19 protein-coding genes and 1 tRNA gene are annotated in these 15,087 nt (G+C 63.7%); 15 read left to right on the top strand and 5 right to left on the bottom strand.

The annotated features are described in order from the left end of the window. Nucleotides 1-85 precede the first annotated feature (85 nt). From lexA to F6X37_RS28975, 3 genes are all read left to right on the top strand, one after another. Nucleotides 86-736, top strand: a complete 651-nt coding sequence (gene lexA, locus F6X37_RS28985; RefSeq protein WP_026225415.1) for a transcriptional repressor LexA — start codon at nt 86-88, stop codon at nt 734-736. A gap of 102 nt (nt 737-838) precedes the next feature. Beyond that, nucleotides 839-1,183, top strand: coding sequence for a hypothetical protein (locus tag F6X37_RS28980; protein ID WP_184043952.1), 345 nt, complete (start codon nt 839-841; stop codon nt 1,181-1,183). 118 nt (nt 1,184-1,301) lie between these two features. After that, nucleotides 1,302-1,919: a DUF2939 domain-containing protein gene (locus F6X37_RS28975; RefSeq protein WP_187613684.1), complete on the top strand. Its 618-nt coding sequence runs from the start codon at nt 1,302-1,304 to the stop codon at nt 1,917-1,919. Nucleotides 1,920-2,036: 117 nt separating this feature from the next. On the opposite strand, the gene F6X37_RS28970 is transcribed toward F6X37_RS28975, so the two are convergent. Then, nucleotides 2,037-2,504: a universal stress protein gene (locus F6X37_RS28970; RefSeq protein ID WP_090804531.1), complete on the bottom strand. Its 468-nt coding sequence runs from the start codon at nt 2,502-2,504 to the stop codon at nt 2,037-2,039. Nucleotides 2,505-2,924: 420 nt separating this feature from the next. Between F6X37_RS28970 and nodI the strand changes: the two genes are divergently transcribed. Next, nucleotides 2,925-3,839: a nodulation factor ABC transporter ATP-binding protein NodI gene (gene nodI, locus F6X37_RS28965; protein ID WP_187613683.1), complete on the top strand. Its 915-nt coding sequence runs from the start codon at nt 2,925-2,927 to the stop codon at nt 3,837-3,839. A 19-nt stretch (nt 3,840-3,858) separates the two neighbouring features. Further along, nucleotides 3,859-4,686: an ABC transporter permease gene (locus F6X37_RS28960; protein WP_187613682.1), complete on the top strand. Its 828-nt coding sequence runs from the start codon at nt 3,859-3,861 to the stop codon at nt 4,684-4,686. Nucleotides 4,687-4,779: 93 nt separating this feature from the next. Here F6X37_RS28960 and F6X37_RS28955 read toward each other — a convergent pair whose 3' ends face one another. After that, a complete protein-coding gene (locus F6X37_RS28955; protein ID WP_090804526.1) occupies nt 4,780-5,202 on the bottom strand; it encodes a hypothetical protein in 423 nt (140 codons plus the stop codon). Nucleotides 5,203-5,482: 280 nt separating this feature from the next. After that, entirely contained in the window at nt 5,483-6,469 is a 987-nt protein-coding gene (locus F6X37_RS28950; protein WP_187613681.1) for a LysR family transcriptional regulator, read from the bottom strand. 247 nt (nt 6,470-6,716) lie between these two features. Between F6X37_RS28950 and F6X37_RS28945 the strand changes: the two genes are divergently transcribed. Then, complete coding sequence (locus F6X37_RS28945; protein ID WP_187613680.1) at nt 6,717-8,141, top strand: M20 family metallopeptidase; 1,425 nt, start codon at nt 6,717-6,719, stop codon at nt 8,139-8,141. A 95-nt stretch (nt 8,142-8,236) separates the two neighbouring features. Here F6X37_RS28945 and F6X37_RS28940 read toward each other — a convergent pair whose 3' ends face one another. Beyond that, nucleotides 8,237-9,289 carry an NADP(H)-dependent aldo-keto reductase gene (locus F6X37_RS28940; protein WP_187613679.1) on the bottom strand — a complete coding sequence of 351 codons (1,053 nt, stop codon included), beginning with the start codon at nt 9,287-9,289 and terminating at the stop codon, nt 8,237-8,239. A 168-nt stretch (nt 9,290-9,457) separates the two neighbouring features. Here F6X37_RS28940 and F6X37_RS28935 point away from each other — a divergent pair, with 168 nt between their 5' ends. Both F6X37_RS28935 and F6X37_RS28930 read left to right on the top strand, forming a co-directional pair. Continuing rightward, nucleotides 9,458-9,685, top strand: a complete 228-nt coding sequence (locus F6X37_RS28935; protein ID WP_184029242.1) for a DUF3820 family protein — start codon at nt 9,458-9,460, stop codon at nt 9,683-9,685. Nucleotides 9,686-9,933: 248 nt separating this feature from the next. After that, nucleotides 9,934-10,179, top strand: a complete 246-nt coding sequence (locus tag F6X37_RS28930) for a hypothetical protein (RefSeq protein ID WP_018418199.1) — start codon at nt 9,934-9,936, stop codon at nt 10,177-10,179. 170 nt (nt 10,180-10,349) lie between these two features. Here F6X37_RS28930 and F6X37_RS28925 read toward each other — a convergent pair whose 3' ends face one another. Then, nucleotides 10,350-10,703, bottom strand: coding sequence for a sulfotransferase (locus tag F6X37_RS28925; RefSeq protein WP_187613678.1), 354 nt, complete (start codon nt 10,701-10,703; stop codon nt 10,350-10,352). A 331-nt stretch (nt 10,704-11,034) separates the two neighbouring features. On the opposite strand from F6X37_RS28925, the gene F6X37_RS28920 reads away from it, so the two are divergent. The 7 genes from F6X37_RS28920 (at nt 11,035) to F6X37_RS28895 (ending at nt 14,753) form a co-directional block, all read left to right on the top strand. Further along, nucleotides 11,035-11,400 (top strand): hypothetical protein, encoded by a 366-nt coding sequence (locus F6X37_RS28920; protein WP_187613677.1) that lies wholly within the window; start codon nt 11,035-11,037, stop codon nt 11,398-11,400. 138 nt (nt 11,401-11,538) lie between these two features. Then, nucleotides 11,539-12,540 carry a tRNA dihydrouridine(20/20a) synthase DusA gene (dusA, locus tag F6X37_RS28915; RefSeq protein WP_187613676.1) on the top strand — a complete coding sequence of 334 codons (1,002 nt, stop codon included), beginning with the start codon at nt 11,539-11,541 and terminating at the stop codon, nt 12,538-12,540. 89 nt (nt 12,541-12,629) lie between these two features. After that, a tRNA-His gene (locus F6X37_RS28910) sits at nt 12,630-12,705 on the top strand. A 150-nt stretch (nt 12,706-12,855) separates the two neighbouring features. Further along, the gene (locus F6X37_RS28905) at nt 12,856-13,095 is read left to right on the top strand and encodes a hypothetical protein (protein WP_187613675.1); all 240 of its coding nucleotides are present in this window, start codon (nt 12,856-12,858) and stop codon (nt 13,093-13,095) included. A 641-nt stretch (nt 13,096-13,736) separates the two neighbouring features. Next, entirely contained in the window at nt 13,737-13,970 is a 234-nt protein-coding gene (locus F6X37_RS38055) for a hypothetical protein (RefSeq protein WP_410451437.1), read from the top strand. Nucleotides 13,971-13,985: 15 nt separating this feature from the next. Continuing rightward, on the top strand, nt 13,986-14,519 hold the full coding sequence (parA, locus tag F6X37_RS37215) for a ParA family partition ATPase (protein WP_316252006.1): 534 nt from the start codon (nt 13,986-13,988) through the stop codon (nt 14,517-14,519). Between the two features lie 18 nt (nt 14,520-14,537). Beyond that, entirely contained in the window at nt 14,538-14,753 is a 216-nt protein-coding gene (locus tag F6X37_RS28895; protein ID WP_187613674.1) for a plasmid partition protein ParG, read from the top strand. Nucleotides 14,754-15,087: the final 334 nt, after the last annotated feature.

Here is a 15,087-nt window from a genome sequence, read left to right as displayed (position 1 = left end):
GCCCTTGCGCCGAACTTAAAGTAAAGCTTGAAATGCGCCGAATACTGTATAAAAATACAGTCACCTGTTCATACATACAGTGGCCATGACAAAACTCACCGCACGACAGCAGCAGGTTTTCGATCTGATCCGCCGCGCGATCGAACGCACCGGCTTTCCGCCCACTCGCGCGGAAATTGCCGCCGAACTCGGGTTCAGCTCGGCCAATTCCGCGGAAGAGCATCTGCGCGCGCTGGCGCGCAAGGGCGTGATCGAACTCGCGGCCGGCGCGTCGCGCGGCATCCGCCTGCTGTCCGGGCAGGAGGACGCGCCGTATCAGTTCACCCTGCCGCATGCGGGCCTGATGCAGTTGTCGTTGCCGCTGATCGGCCGGGTCGCGGCGGGTAGCCCGATCCTCGCGCAGGAACATATCTCGCAGCACTACGCGTGTGACCCGGCGCTGTTCTCGAGCAAGCCCGACTACCTGCTGAAGGTGCGCGGCCTGTCGATGCGCGACGCGGGCATTCTCGACGGCGACCTGCTCGCGGTGCAAAAGCGCACCGAAGCGAAGGACGGCCAGATCATCATTGCGCGGCTTGGCGACGACGTGACGGTCAAGCGTCTGAAGCGCCGGCCGAACGGCATTGAACTGATCGCCGAAAACCCCGATTACGACAACATCTTCGTGGAAACCGGCAGCGCCGATTTCGCGCTCGAAGGGATCGCGGTCGGGCTGATCCGCCCCAGCGAGTTCTGATCTTTCGCTGTCGCCAGAACGCTTGCGCCGGTTTGTCCGACCCAAGCCGCATTTACGCCTGCATCTACGCCCGCATCTACGCCGAATCGCCTGGAGAGACTCATGGAACGCCTTGCCCGCCTGTTGCCCTTTCGCCAGTTCGGCCGTCTGCGCCATCTGCGCAAGCTCACGCCCTGCGCGCTAATCGAGGCGCCCGCTGCGCGCACGCCGTCGCTGTTCGACGCGGCTGCCGAAGCTTCCGGTCTGCCGTCGTCGTTGCCGGCGTTCGCGCGCGTGTCGCTGAATTCGGCGCTGAACATCGCCGAGCCCGCGCGTCGCGCGCCGGTGCGGGTCTATCATGGACCGTCGCGACTGATCATGGTCGGCACGGTCGACGCCGTATGCCGTATGATCGATCGCTGCATAGCCGACGAAGCCAACGTGCACGGCGCGGTGTTCGAAGCCTGAGCGAATCCTGAGTACGCATGCAACAAGCACTTCGGATGTTCAGAGATTCGCGTGGGATGGGATCGTTCCGACCTCGCCGTGCTCGACGTTGATCATCACTGACGTGGAGTCCCATTCGATGCCAATTCGGAAACGCACACAGGGCAGCGCCACCCGGCCGCTGCTGATCACGCTGATCGTGGTGATCGTGATTGCCGCGCTGGGCTTTATTTATGCGTCACCGTATCTCGCGGTGAACAATCTCAAACGCGCCGCCGATGCGCGCGACGTGCAAACCGTCAATCAGTACGTGGACTTTCCCGCGCTACGCGATAGCCTGAAGCAACAGGTGGGCGCCATGCTGACACGCCGGCTCGAGGCGGATGCCGGCAACAAGATGGCCACGATCGGCGCGGTGATCGGCGTGACGCTGATCGGCCCGCTCGTCGATGCCTATGCGACACCCGACGGCGTCGCGGCGCTGCTGAACGGCATGCCGCCGCGTGGCACGCCGGGCGAGCAACCGTCCGCGCCGCCAGCCGCGGGCGGCGAAGCGCCGGCCGCACCAGCCGCGGGCGACACCACCACGCAGGCAAGCGCACCGCCGCCCGGGCGTCAAAGCACGGCCGGCTATCGCAGTCTCAACGAGTTTGTCATCACGTACCGGCGTGGCGAAGGTAACGCGAATTATTCGGCAATCTTTCGTCGCGAAGGTCTGGTCACGTGGAAGCTCGCGGCGATCAATCTGAACGAGTGAGATGAAGCCTGGCCGGATGGGATGCGTGGCTGGCCATCGGGGCCGGCCACGCGACAGGGTCTATTCACATCTGGGCTAGATGACGGGGCGCGCGGCTTCGCGTCCCTCACTAGCCTATTACGCCGCAGCCGCCTGCTGCTGCTCCTGCGCGGACGAGCACGCCACCAGAATGCTGCACGACACGCGGTCGAGCAGTGGCGTGTTGCCCGCCCCCATCCACCACCGCGACAAACCAGTCCGGCAGCGATGACCCACCACCACGAGGTCGACCTGCAACTCGTTGGCAAGATTGGCGATCTCGTCGATCGGATGACCGAATGCGAAATGCCCTTGCGCGCTCACGCCTCGCTCGGTCAGCCAGTTCACGCCCTCCTGCAGAATCTCGCGGGCCGTTTTTTCGAAGCTGCTGCAGGCGACGTCCGTCAACAGGCCCGCGCTCTGCGCGATGCTCGAACGCATGTCGACGACCGACAGCAGATGCGTTTCCGCCTTCAGTTCCAACGCCAGATCGGCACCGCAACGCAGGGCTTTCCGGCCTTCGCGCGAGCCGTCGTAGCACAACAGGATTTTCTGGTAGCTCGCCATCTGTTTTCTCCATTCGCGCGGAAAGCGCGGTCTGAATCAATCATGGTGCGCCGCAATTCGGCTTGCAAGGGATGGAAAACGCTAAGTGCATACTCGGTGCATGCCGATCCAGTCTGCACAAGCGTTGGGCGACCCGACGCAGCGTTTGCACACGTATGCCGCACTGCAAAACTTCGTTTGCGAACGCTGCGTCGACACACTGCGGGCCTGTTGACGTGCCAGTCGTGCACCGCCAATCAGCGGCGCCAATCGACACCGACGAGCGCATCGCACCCCACGCATGACGCGTTCCCGGACACCCGCTCGCATCAGCGATCCGATACCTGGAGTAAGCGGCTTCGCGTGCGCAATGCGTGCATCGCAGGTATGTTGTGTGTCGTGCGCATACGTTGTGTCTTTTTCCGGAACCTTGCTCGAGCCATGCCCACCGCCCCCATCGAATTCCATCAGGTCAGGAAAAGCTACGGCGAAAAAACGGTCGTCGACGGATTGTCGTTTCATGTGAACACCGGCGAATGCTTCGGGCTGCTCGGCCCCAACGGCGCCGGTAAGACCACGACATTGCGCATGCTGCTCGGCATTGCGGCGCCCGACGCCGGCGCGATCCGGCTGTGCGACGAGCCGATCCCGGGCCGCGCGCGCCTCGCGCGCTCGCGCGTCGGCGTGGTGCCGCAGTTCGACAACCTCGATCCCGATTTCACGGTGCGCGAAAATCTGCTCGTATTCGGTCGCTACTTCGGTATGAGCGCCGCGCAGTGTCGCGCGGCGGTGCCGGGTCTGCTCGAATTCGCTCGCCTCGAGAACAAGGCGGACGCGCGCGTGAGCGAACTGTCGGGCGGCATGAAGCGGCGCCTCACGCTCGCGCGTGCGCTGATCAACGATCCCGACGTGCTGATCATGGACGAGCCGACCACCGGTCTCGATCCGCAAGCGCGCCATCTGATCTGGGAGCGGCTGCGCTCGCTGCTCGCGCGCGGCAAGACCATCCTGCTGACCACGCACTTCATGGAAGAAGCCGAACGGCTCTGTCATCGACTGTGCGTGATCGAGGAAGGCCGCAAGATCGCCGAAGGCGCGCCGCGCGAGTTGATCGAGTCCGAAATCGGCTGCGACGTGATCGAGATCTACGGCCCCGATCCGTTTGCGTTGCGCGACGAACTCGCGCCGCTCGCCGAGCGCACCGAGATCAGCGGCGAGACGCTGTTCTGTTACGTGAACGACGCGCAGCCCGTGCATATGCGCCTCAAGCAGCGCGCCGATTTGCGCTATCTGCATCGGCCGGCGAATCTCGAGGATGTGTTTCTGCGGCTCACCGGTCGCGAAATGCAGGACTGAACCCATAGCGAGACACTTGATGGACGCACGTACTTACGAAACCCACGACGGCACGCCATCGGCGCAAGAACCGTTCGGTGCCTTCCCCGCCAATGCCACGAACTGGATCGCGGTGTGGCGCCGCAATTACCTGGTGTGGAAAAAGCTCGCGATCGCGTCGATGTTCGGCAACTTCGCCGATCCGATGATCTATCTGTTCGGTCTAGGCCTCGGGCTCGGGCTGATGGTCGGGCACGTCGACGGCGTGTCGTATATCTCGTTCCTCGCGGCGGGCACGGTGGCGTCGAGCGTGATGATGTCGGCGAGCTTCGAGTCGATGTATTCGGGCTTTTCGCGCATGCACGTGCAGCGCACGTGGGAAGCGATCATGCATACGCCGCTCACGCTCGGCGATATCGTGCTCGGCGAGGTGGTGTGGGCCGCCAGCAAATCGGTGTTGTCGGGTGTGGCGATCATGCTGGTGGCGGGCGCGCTCGGCTATGCGAGTTTTCCGTCGATGCTGCTCGCGCTGCCGGTCATCGTGCTGGCCGGTCTCGCGTTCGCGAGCCTCGCGATGATCGTGACGGCGCTCGCGCCGTCATACGACTTTTTCATGTTCTATCAGACGCTCGTGCTCACGCCGATGCTGCTGCTCTCCGGCGTGTTCTTTCCGATCTCGCAACTGCCCGGCGCCGCGCAAGCGGTGACTGCCGCGCTGCCGCTCGCCAATGCGGTCGATCTGATGCGCCCGGCGATGCTCGGTCGGCCGATGGAGCACGCGGCGCTCCATGTGAGCGTGCTGGCCGCTTATGCAGTCGGCGGCTTCATCGTGTCGGCGATCCTGTTTCGGCGTCGCATGATGAAGTAAGCCGAACGCGCGGGCGGCGCGTTGCGCCTGCACCCGCCGCAAGACGACGCCGCGTCGGCCGTCGCACGGCGTGTTTGCTATCGTTGCGCGCGCTCAGTCCTCGTCATCGGTCCACGGAATGTCGACGTCGGAGATGAACGCGACCGTCGCGAACGGGCCGCCCTCGTGACGCCCGATCTTGCCATCGGCGCGCTGCCATTCCACCCGGAACACGGTGACCGGATCATCCGCGATCAGCCGCACCGTGCGCAATTCGTCGGGATCGGCGTCCTCGACCGGACCGTCGAGCGAAATCAGCAGCGCCTGTGGCCATAGACCATCGGCGGGATCGTAGATCTTGTCGCCGTCGTGAATCAGCGTGAAGGCTTCCACGCCGATGGTCGCCGACGCATCGACGATCATCTTGGCGAGCGCACGCAACAAGGCGGTCGCTCGCGCCGAGTTCGCCTGACGGATCGCGAGATCACCGCGCGTGAGAGCCTGCTCGAGTTTTGGATTGGTTTTCTGTTGCGCCATGGCTGTGTTGGTCCTATCGCTCTGTCGTGGGCAACGCGCCATCGGGACGACGCGCCGCGTTTCTATTTGGGTCCATCTATTGCCGCTTGTGTGCATCGCAGCATCACGGGCTGGGCGGCAGGTCCGCGGTTCGACTGTCATTGTTCCGCGTTTCCCCTGATCGTGGCGCGCACCATCAGGGTCGTTTTCTCAGGGCCGTCCTTGCCGTCCACCACAGTTTAGGTCGTGATTCGGATTCCGGGAGAACATTTGCCGCTTAGTGCGTGGCAAGTGTCGCATTTCATGCATCGGCTCGCGGGCGCCGCGGCGTACGTTTACCGCGTCCCCCACCGGCGAGCTTCGACGCCTGCGCCCCGACCGGCTTCGCATCCGCGATCCGCGCGATCAGATGGTCGCGAAACGTGCGCACCGACGGGGGCAACTCGCGCCCCGCCATCGTCTGCACCTGGATGCTGCGCTGGCGCATCTGCGGGTCGGTGAGCGGAATCACGACGAAGCCGTCGTCGGCATAGCGGTCGCGCACCGACAGCAGCCCCGTGAACATGATCGCTCCGGACCGCTGCGCGTAGCGATAACTCGCGCCGCTGTTGTTGCAGATCAGGTCCGGCTCGAGGAGGATGCCTTCGAGCGCGCACGCGATGTCGATCAACTGGCGAATCGTCGTGCCCGTCTCCGACAACACGAGCGGATAGCGACTCACCTCGGCGAGCGACAGTTTCGCGCGCGCCGCAAGGGGATGATCGGCGCGCAGCAGCACGAACACCGGCGCGCGTTCGGTGTGCTCGACCTTCACGCCCTTCTCCGGCGCGAGGCTGAACGACAGCGCGATATCGACGTCGCCGTCGCGCACGTGGCGAGTGGCGTCGGCCGGCGACATCACGGTCAGCGTGAAATCGATGCCGGGGTGCTCGGCGCGGAAATCCGCAATCGCGGCGGGCAGGAAGTCGACCGCAAAACCCTCGGCGGTCGCGATCTTGATCCGGCTGCCGTGCAAGCTCGCGAGGCCGCTAATCTCTTTCATCACGTGCTCGGCTTCGAGCAGGCTGCGTTGCGCGTACGCAAGCAGCCGCTCACCGGCCTCGGACAGTGCCATGCCGCGCGGACGCCGCTCGAACAGCGTCACGCCGAGCTCGCTTTCGAGCCGCACGATTTGCCGGCTGATCGCCGATACCGCGACGTGCAGCCGCTCGGACGCGTCGCTCAGCGAGCCGCCGCGCGCGACTTCGACGAAATAACGCAACGCGATGCCATGCAGTGAACGTGCCATCCTGGACGCCTCGATCGAATCAGTTGCAACGGTGCCATGGGTGGGCGGGTGCCGCGGTTCGAGCCGACGCGCGACGCTTTGCTTTTCCGGCAAGGCAAGCTTCGAAACATGATCATTGTGACAAAAATGGCGCGCTTCTAGAATCGGTCGCAATCACGTTGCAGACGATTCGCCTGAACGCCGCGCCGAGCATCGAGCCTCGCGGCCCTCCGCCCCTTCACCCATCCCCCGCATCGGAGACATCGACATGAGCCGCAACCAGGCCATCGAGCTTGCCACCCGGCACTTCGAATCCGGCGCTTTTCTCGCCGATCTGAACCGTCGCGTCGGTTTTCGCACCGAAAGCCAGGAAAGCGATCGCAGCGCACTGCTGCTGTCCTATCTGACCGACGAAATCCAGCCCGAAGCGGAGCGCCTCGGCTTCAGCACGCGCATCGTCGATAACCCGGTCGATGGCTTCGGTCCGTTCCTGATCGCCAACCGTCACGAAGGCGATCATCTGCCGACCGTGCTGATCTACGGCCACGGCGACGTCGTGCGCGGCTACGACAGCCAGTGGCGCGCGCCGCTGACGCCGTGGGCGGTGACCGTGGAAGGCGAGCGCTGGTTCGGTCGCGGCACCGCCGACAACAAAGGCCAGCACTCGATCAACCTCGCCGCGCTCGCGAGTACGCTCGCCGCGCGCGACGGCAAACTCGGCTTCAACACGAAGCTGTTGATCGAGATGGGTGAGGAAACCGGCTCACCGGGGCTCGACGCGATCTGCCATGCGCATCGCGACGAACTCGCCGCCGACGTGCTGATCGCCTCCGACGGTCCGCGTCTCGCAGCGCGTTGTCCGACCGTGTTTCTCGGCTCGCGCGGCGCGGTCAATTTCAGGCTGTCGCTGAACCTGCGCGACGGCGCGCATCACTCGGGCAACTGGGGCGGCTTGCTGCGCAATCCGGCGACGGTGCTCGCCAACGCGCTCGCGAGTCTCGTCGATGCGCGCGGCGTGATCGCAGTCGACGGCCTGCGTCCGCCGCCGATCCCCGAGGCCGTGCGCCGCGCACTTGCCGACATCACGGTGGGCAACGGTCCGGGCGACCCCACCGTCGATGATAACTGGGGCGAGCCGGGTCTTTCCGCGCCCGAGCGCGTGTTCGGCTGGAACAGCTTCGAAGTGCTGGCCTTCAAGGCGGGCAATCCGGAGAACCCGGTCAACGCGATTCCGCCGTCGGCGTTCGCGGTCTGCCAGTTGCGTTTCGTGGTCGGCACCGATTGGGAAAACCTCGGCGAGCACCTGCGCGCGCATCTCGATGCGCACGGTTTTCAGCTGGTCGAAATCGACGTCGAACGCGGCGCGCCTGCCACGCGGCTGGATCCCGACGATCCGTGGGTCACGTGGGCGATCGCGTCGCTCGAAGCGACCACCGGCAAGAAGACCGCGCTGCTGCCGAATCTCGGCGGCACGCTGCCGAACGAGGCATTCGCCGACACGCTCGGTCTGCCGACGATCTGGGTGCCGCATTCTTATCCGGCCTGCTCGCAGCATGCGCCGAACGAGCACCTTCTGGCTCCGGTGGTGCGCGAGGGCCTGCAGATGATGGCGGGACTGTTCTGGGATCTCGGCGAGAATTCGCCGCTTGCGGCGAAGCGCGAGACGGTGGATACGGCAAAGGCCGCGGGTTGAGTTCGGCCGACGCCGAGTGATTCGCCGCGCCTTGCGCGGCCGCCCCGGCAATCGACCGGGGCCACCGCGGCAAGCGCGTCGCGCTTACCTCGACATCAAGGCGCCGGATTCGGCTGCAGCTCGTGCAGCCTGTCGATTTCCGCCAGCACTTCCGGCGACAGCTTCACGTCCGCGCTGGCGATGTTTTCCTTCAATTGTTCGAGCGAGGTCGCGCCGATCAGATTGCTGGTCACGAACGGCCGGCTATTGACGAACGCGAGCGCGAATTGCGCGGGGGTCATGCCGTGGCGCTTCGCGAGCTCGACGTAACGCGTGGTCGCCTGCACGGCTTGCGGCTTGCTATAGCGCTGGAAGCGCTCGAACAGCGTGATGCGCGCGCCGGCAGGACGCGCGCCGCCTTCGTACTTGCCCGACAGCCAGCCGAACGCGAGCGGTGAATACGCGAGCAGACCGATGTTGTCGCGATGCGCGTACTCCGACAGACCCACTTCGTACGTGCGGTTCAACAGGCTGTACGGATTCTGGATGCTGACGATGCGCGGCAAGCCGAGTCTTTCGGCCGCGCGCAGAAACTGCGCGACGCCCCACGGCGTTTCGTTCGACACGCCGATATGGCGCACCTTGCCAGCCTTCACGAATTCGGCGAGTACCGTCAGCGTTTCCTCGATCGGCACCGTGTACGCGTCGTCGACCCAGGGATACGACGGACGGCCGAACGTCATCGTGCTGCGATCGGGCCAGTGCAGCTGATACAGATCGACGTAGTCCGTTTGCAGACGTTCGAGGCTGTCGTTGAGCGCCTCGGTCAGGTTCTTGCGATCGAACTGGTTGCCCTCGCCGCGAATATGACGCGGATTGTGCGGCTGACGCGCGGGGCCCGCGATCTTGGTGGCGAGCACGATCTTCTCGCGCGCGCTCCTGTGCTGCGCGAGCCACGTGCCGATGTAGCGCTCCGTCGAGCCTTGCGTTTCGGCGCGCGGCGGCACCGGATACATTTCCGCGGTATCGATCAGGTTCACGCCGTGATCGAGCGCGTAGTCGATCTGCGCATGCGCTTCCTGCTCGGTGTTCTGCTCGCCCCACGTCATCGTGCCGAGACCAATCAGGCTAACCTGCACGTCGGAGTCGCCGAGTCTGCGGTATTCCATCTAACTTGTCCTGTTGAAGAGGTGAACGGAAAGCGCAGACGTTATCACGCCGGCGCATTACCTGCAGCAAGGCTAGAATGCGGGGCCATGCGTTGCAGCGCGCCGCCTGGTGCTTGCGCGTTGCGCGCTTTGCGCTCTCGATGCGCGTTTCATCATGACTTCGTTGCCATGAATCACGAACACCTCGAATTGCTGGTCACGCGCGTGATGCCCTACGGGAAATATAAAGGCCGCGTGATCGCCGACCTGCCCGGCCACTATCTGAACTGGTTCGCGAGCCAAGGCTTTCCGCCCGGCGAGATTGGCCGTCTGCTCGCGTTGATGCACGAGATCGATCACAACGGCTTGAAACCGCTGCTCGCCCCCTTGCGCAAACCGAAGCCCCTGGAGCGTTGAGACCGTGGCCGTGAAAGCGTTGCCAGGCCGGCTGAAAGTCGCGGCGCAGGCAAACTGCAAGCAATGTAGGACAGTACAAATTCATACAGGTTTTTTCTTGCGGATCGCGTTTGCGTGGCCTTTAATCGGCATAGGTCGTCGCGCTGTGAAACGTCGAGAGTGAAGCGGATCAGTCGTCATTCGCTGAACAATTTCGATGTGTTCCGGCGCCGTGCGATCCCCCCGCCTTCGTGATTCCCTGCATGTCCATGTCGCAATTCAGCCTGTCGGCGTTGCTCGAATTCATCGGCCACGATCTGTCGCCGGTGCGCGCGGTCATCCTGTTCTTCGTGATCGGCTACGTCGTGGTCGGACTGCCTGTGCATTTTCGCCAGGGCGCCGCCTCGCGCGACATCTGGGGCACGGCCGCCGGCGTGACGATGGCCGCGATCTACGCGGCGTTCATTGCCGGCGTGTACCCGTGGCTGCATCACGTATCGGTGATCGCGCGTTGAGTGTCGGCCGCCAACAGGTGGGGTCCGAGACCTTCCCATAGCGGTTCACGCAATTCGCCTCGCGGCTGCCAGCGCCGCATCGACGTTCGATACAACGGTCGGCGCATCTGTGCGGAACTCGCGGTACTGACACGCCGCATCGTCTCGCGAAATGCGAGGCAACGTTCGTCTCACTCGAGCCCGCAATGCGCGAGCATGCGACGCACGTTCGCTTCGCAAGCGTCGACCAGCTCCTCGTCTCGATCTCGATCATCACGCCCGCGTGTAGAACGCGCCGCCAGTGCGTTATCAACGCATCGTACGCGCGCTGACAGCGGCCCAGCTCGCCGAGGTGGCAGCCGAACGCCACGTCGTAAAAATGCGCGAGAAAATCGATAGACAGAATGTAATGGCGAGCGGCGGCCATGATTGATGCGCGCGTTCGGCAGCGCGAGATGAATGAGGCCGACGTTGATGAAGTTGAACGGGTATTTGTCGGCAAAGCGCGCGAGCGCGCCAAGCGATTCCGCCTCGTTGTCGCGCATGCCCTGGCGATACAGCACGTTGCCTTTGAGCAGATGATCGAACGGGGCGGGCACGCGAATCGCTTCCGACTTAAACGACGAATCGTCCGATGGAAGTTAGCAGCCACTGCCTTCAGTAACGTATCAGATCGTTAACGAAGTGTTACCGCAACGCCGCTCGGTAATGCGCGAGAAGATTGGCGAAACGGTCGAACGTCGCGGCAACGGCTCGCGTGGTCGAAGCCCCGAGCGCGCACCGCCGCGCCGGCGCCGGTAACGCTCGGACACAAACGCGGCTGAACTCCGTTGCGCGCGGTTTTTCTGAGGTTTACGTGAAGGGAAGGAGAAAATCGTGACCAGGCTCATTGCATCGATGACGCTGCTAGCGGCCGCGGCAGCGAGCATCACTGGATGCGTCGTCGCGCCGCCAGCGGGCTACGGCTATGCGCAACCCTACTATCCCTACGCGTATGGACCGCCTTACTACGGACCGGCGTACGGCTCGGTTGGTATCTATGGCGGTTTCGGAGGGTCGTGCTGCTATTACGGACATGGGTATTGGCACGGGCGCGGCGGATGGCATGGCGGTGGCGGGCACGGCGGGCACGGCGGATGGCATGGCGGGGACGGCGGATGGCACGGTGGCGGATACGGCGGCATGCACGGCGGCGGCAGCTCGTGGAGCAGTGGCGGCGGGATGGGGGGACATGGACATTAAGGCATTAAGGCATTGACGCATTGACGCATTGACGAACCGGTGCCCGCCTCTGTCGCGACAGTGATATGGCTCCAGCGCCCGGCGGTTTCTGGCCTTGCGGTAAAATTATTGTTTTGATTCAAGCCGCCTGGCCGCTCCATGTCTTTACCTCGCACTCCCAGCCCCCGCCGCGTGTCCGTTGCCCCGATGATGGACTGGACGGATCGCCATTGCCGCTCGCTGCATCGAATGATTTCGCGCCATACCTGGCTTTACACGGAGATGGTGACGACCGGCGCGCTGCTGCACGGCGATGTGCCGCGTCATCTCGCATTCACGCCCGACGAAGCGCCAGTCGCGCTGCAACTCGGCGGCAGCGAGCCCGACGATCTCGCGCGTTCGGCCAAGCTCGGCGAGCAATGGGGCTATGACGAAATCAACCTGAATTGCGGCTGCCCATCCGAGCGCGTGCAACGCGGCGCGTTCGGCGCATGCCTGATGAACGAGCCGCAACTCGTCGCCGATTGCGTGAAGGCGATGCGCGACGTCGTATCGGTGCCAGTCACGGTCAAGCACCGCATCGGCGTCGATACGGTCGAGGAATACGGCTTCGTCCGCGATTTTGTCGGCACGATCGCGCAAGCCGGCTGTGAAGTCTTTATCGTTCATGCGCGCAACGCGATCCTGAAGGGCCTGAGCCCGAAGGAAAACCGCGAGATTCCGCCGCTCAAGTACGACTACGCGTATCAGTTGAAGCGCGATTTTCCGCAGCTGGAAATCGTCATCAATGGCGGTATCAAGACGCTCGACGAAGTCGACGCGCATCTTCAGCACGTCGACGGCGTGATGCTCGGGCGCGAGGCGTATCACAACCCCTACCTGCTCGCCGATGTCGACGCGCGCTTCTACGACTCCGCGCAGGCGCCGCTGACGCGCGAGCAGGTCGAAGCGAAACTGATCGGGTATTGCGCGACCGAAATGGCGCGCGGCACCTATCTCGGCGCGATCATGCGCCATGCGCTTGGGCTGTATCGCGGCGAAGCGGGTGCGCGTGGTTGGCGTCGAGTTTTGTCCGACAGCAAGCGACTTGCGGCCCGTGATCTGACCATCTTCGACGAAGCAAGACAGCATCTGCGCGAGCCCATCGAAATTTTTGAATAAAGGACTAGGCAAACCACCACCTAGTCCCTATAATCTCGTTTCTTCGTCGGCGAGACAGGTTTTTAGAGCAAGTCAAGCGGATGTTAGTGGTGGCTGTAGCTCAGTTGGTAGAGTCCAGGATTGTGATTCCTGTCGTCGTGGGTTCGAGTCCCATCAGCCACCCCAGAGAATTCAAGCACTTAGCCCAGCCCTCACCGGCTGGGCTTTTTGCTTTCTGGGTCTGTGTAGGCATTTCGCGTCAACGCGCAGCCGGTTCCGGTGTCTGGCCATGGCATGACAATCACGAGGTCGACTACCTCGCGCGGAGGTCCCATCATGCCCGTATTTGGCTTGCTCATCGTCGTCTGGCTCAGCGATGTCGACCGCGAAAGGCTCACGGAAATTGCCGGACGCGCCGATGCACCCACCGAGCGCCTCGGGGCGCGCCTGCTCTCGAAGGCACTGTTGCTTTACACGGGGGGCGAAACTATTGAGCGGCAGGAACCCAGGGCGAGCGTCACGCGCGAAGGAATGCCGGGCAGGCGGTATTGCGCGCCGAGGTCGAGCAAGGGATAGCACAAGCGCGGCGCGCGTTCTGGTGGCGCCGTGGCGAGGTGCGCCACGCAATCCCGGTTATCGTGGACTCCGGCGGGCTCACATGGCTGTCCCCGCCTCTGCCAGGGCGAAACGTGAGATGGGCTGCCGCTGCGGGGTTTCCAGTTTCCCGACACAACAAAACGGGCCCCTTCCCCCACCAGAAGCGCCCGTCTGACGCGTCGGTCCATATACGCGCATGTCAGCGCACCCGCCACCGCGCTACGCGCGATTCTGGCGCGTCCTGCCGGCGCGGCGTTTCCCCCACAAACTCTTCGCTCATTTACTCAAATGAGGAAAAGCGCGTAGCCTCCGGGGCGATCCATCCGCAGCCGGGAGTGTCCGTGCTCAGCGCCGTCGGCGTTGCAGCTCATCCGCAAGCGCATTCGCAGCGTCGGCTGTATCGTTCAGCGGATTGGCCCGGCAGTAGTTCGTAACCCACAGAAAGAGGGATTGGCTATCCGTTCCGGCGATGAGATCGATGCCTGTCCCCGAGGCTAGGCCCGAGAGATATCCGGCGAGCCAAGCCTCCTGCGCTACGCTCTCGACGGATGTAGACTGGCCCGGGGCGTGGCTCTCTGTCCATTTTCCGCAGCTTCGCATGCCCCGGATTGAGATTGCCGATGCATTCCCCGATGCGGCGAGGCCGGCCAAGCATACCAGAAGCGAAACTAGCGTCGTTTTGCTTTTTTTCATCGTTGGCAGTTTCGACTCAATTCCTCAAACGAGTGCCTGAGTATAAACTCGGCCGCGTCAGACACAACCGGAGGCGCGGCGTGGAAGTTATCGCGGTTCCAAATCAAAAAGGCGGTTCGGGAAAAACGACGATCGCCACGCATCTCGCGCGGGCGCTCTAGCTCGACGGCGCGAGCGTGCTGCTCGTCTCGACTCCGGTCCACAGGGCAGCGCGCGACTGGGCCGACATGCGCGAGGAGCAGCCGGTGCCGGTGGTCGGCATCGACCGCTCGACGATCGAGCGCGACCTGAAAAGCGTCGCGGCGCACGACTTCATCGTGATCGATGGCGCGCCCCAGGCGGCCGACCTCGCCATCAGCGCGATCAAGGCGGCGACGTTCATCCTGATTCCGGTGCAGCCCTCGCCTTACGACGTTTGGGCGACGGCCGATCTTGTCGAGCTCGTCAAGCAGCGCATCGAGGTCACGGACGGAAAACTGCAGGCGGCGTTCGTCGTTTCGCGCGCGATCAAGGGCACACGCATCGGCGACGAGATCACCGGCGCGCTGGCCGATTACGGGCTGCCAGTGCTCGAATCGCGCATCACGCAGCGCGTGAGTTATCCCGGCACGGCCGCGAGCGGCACAACCGTGCTCGATGCCGAGCCCGCCAGCGACGCGGCGGCCGAGATCCGCGCGCTGGCCGGCGAGATCCGCGCGAAACTCAGTTGAGTAACGGAGTAAATCATCATGTCCACCAGAAACGGAACAGCACTGAAAGCGGGCAGGCCGAGCAAGGCACGCGCCGCGGCGCCGGCCAATGTTTTCATCGAGCAGGAAAAGCCCGTGCGCGTGAATTTCGACCTGTCGCGCGCCGAGCACACGAAACTGAAGGTTCACGCGGCCATGCACGGCAAGTCGATCGCCGACGTGCTGCGCGAATTTGTTACTCAGTTGAGTGATTGAGTAAATAAGCGGGCGTGCATGGGCGCTTGCGATACCGATAGCGCGCGTGGATCGATCCGTCGATAATCGGTCACGTATCCCGGCCGGATTGCGCCTCGCCTCTTCAGGAGCACCGGACTGTGGTTTGGTGAGGGACGCCATTGCGTCGGCGGTGCGTGCCGGTACGCCGGGATATCGAAGCGCGCACCTCCAATTCCATTTTTCACGACTGGGTTATCCATTTAACCGGAGTTGAGCGTAGACTGGGGCAATGGAACTTCCTCATGCCAGCACCCACTATCCTAAGTCCCTTGGGGAGTTTCAGGCTTGGTTCCCGACTGATGCAGACTGCCTG

The organism is Paraburkholderia sp. 31.1, assembly GCF_014397645.1.
Lineage (GTDB): Bacteria > Pseudomonadota > Gammaproteobacteria > Burkholderiales > Burkholderiaceae > Paraburkholderia > Paraburkholderia tuberum.
This window is presented reverse-complemented; position numbering and strand designations above follow the sequence as displayed.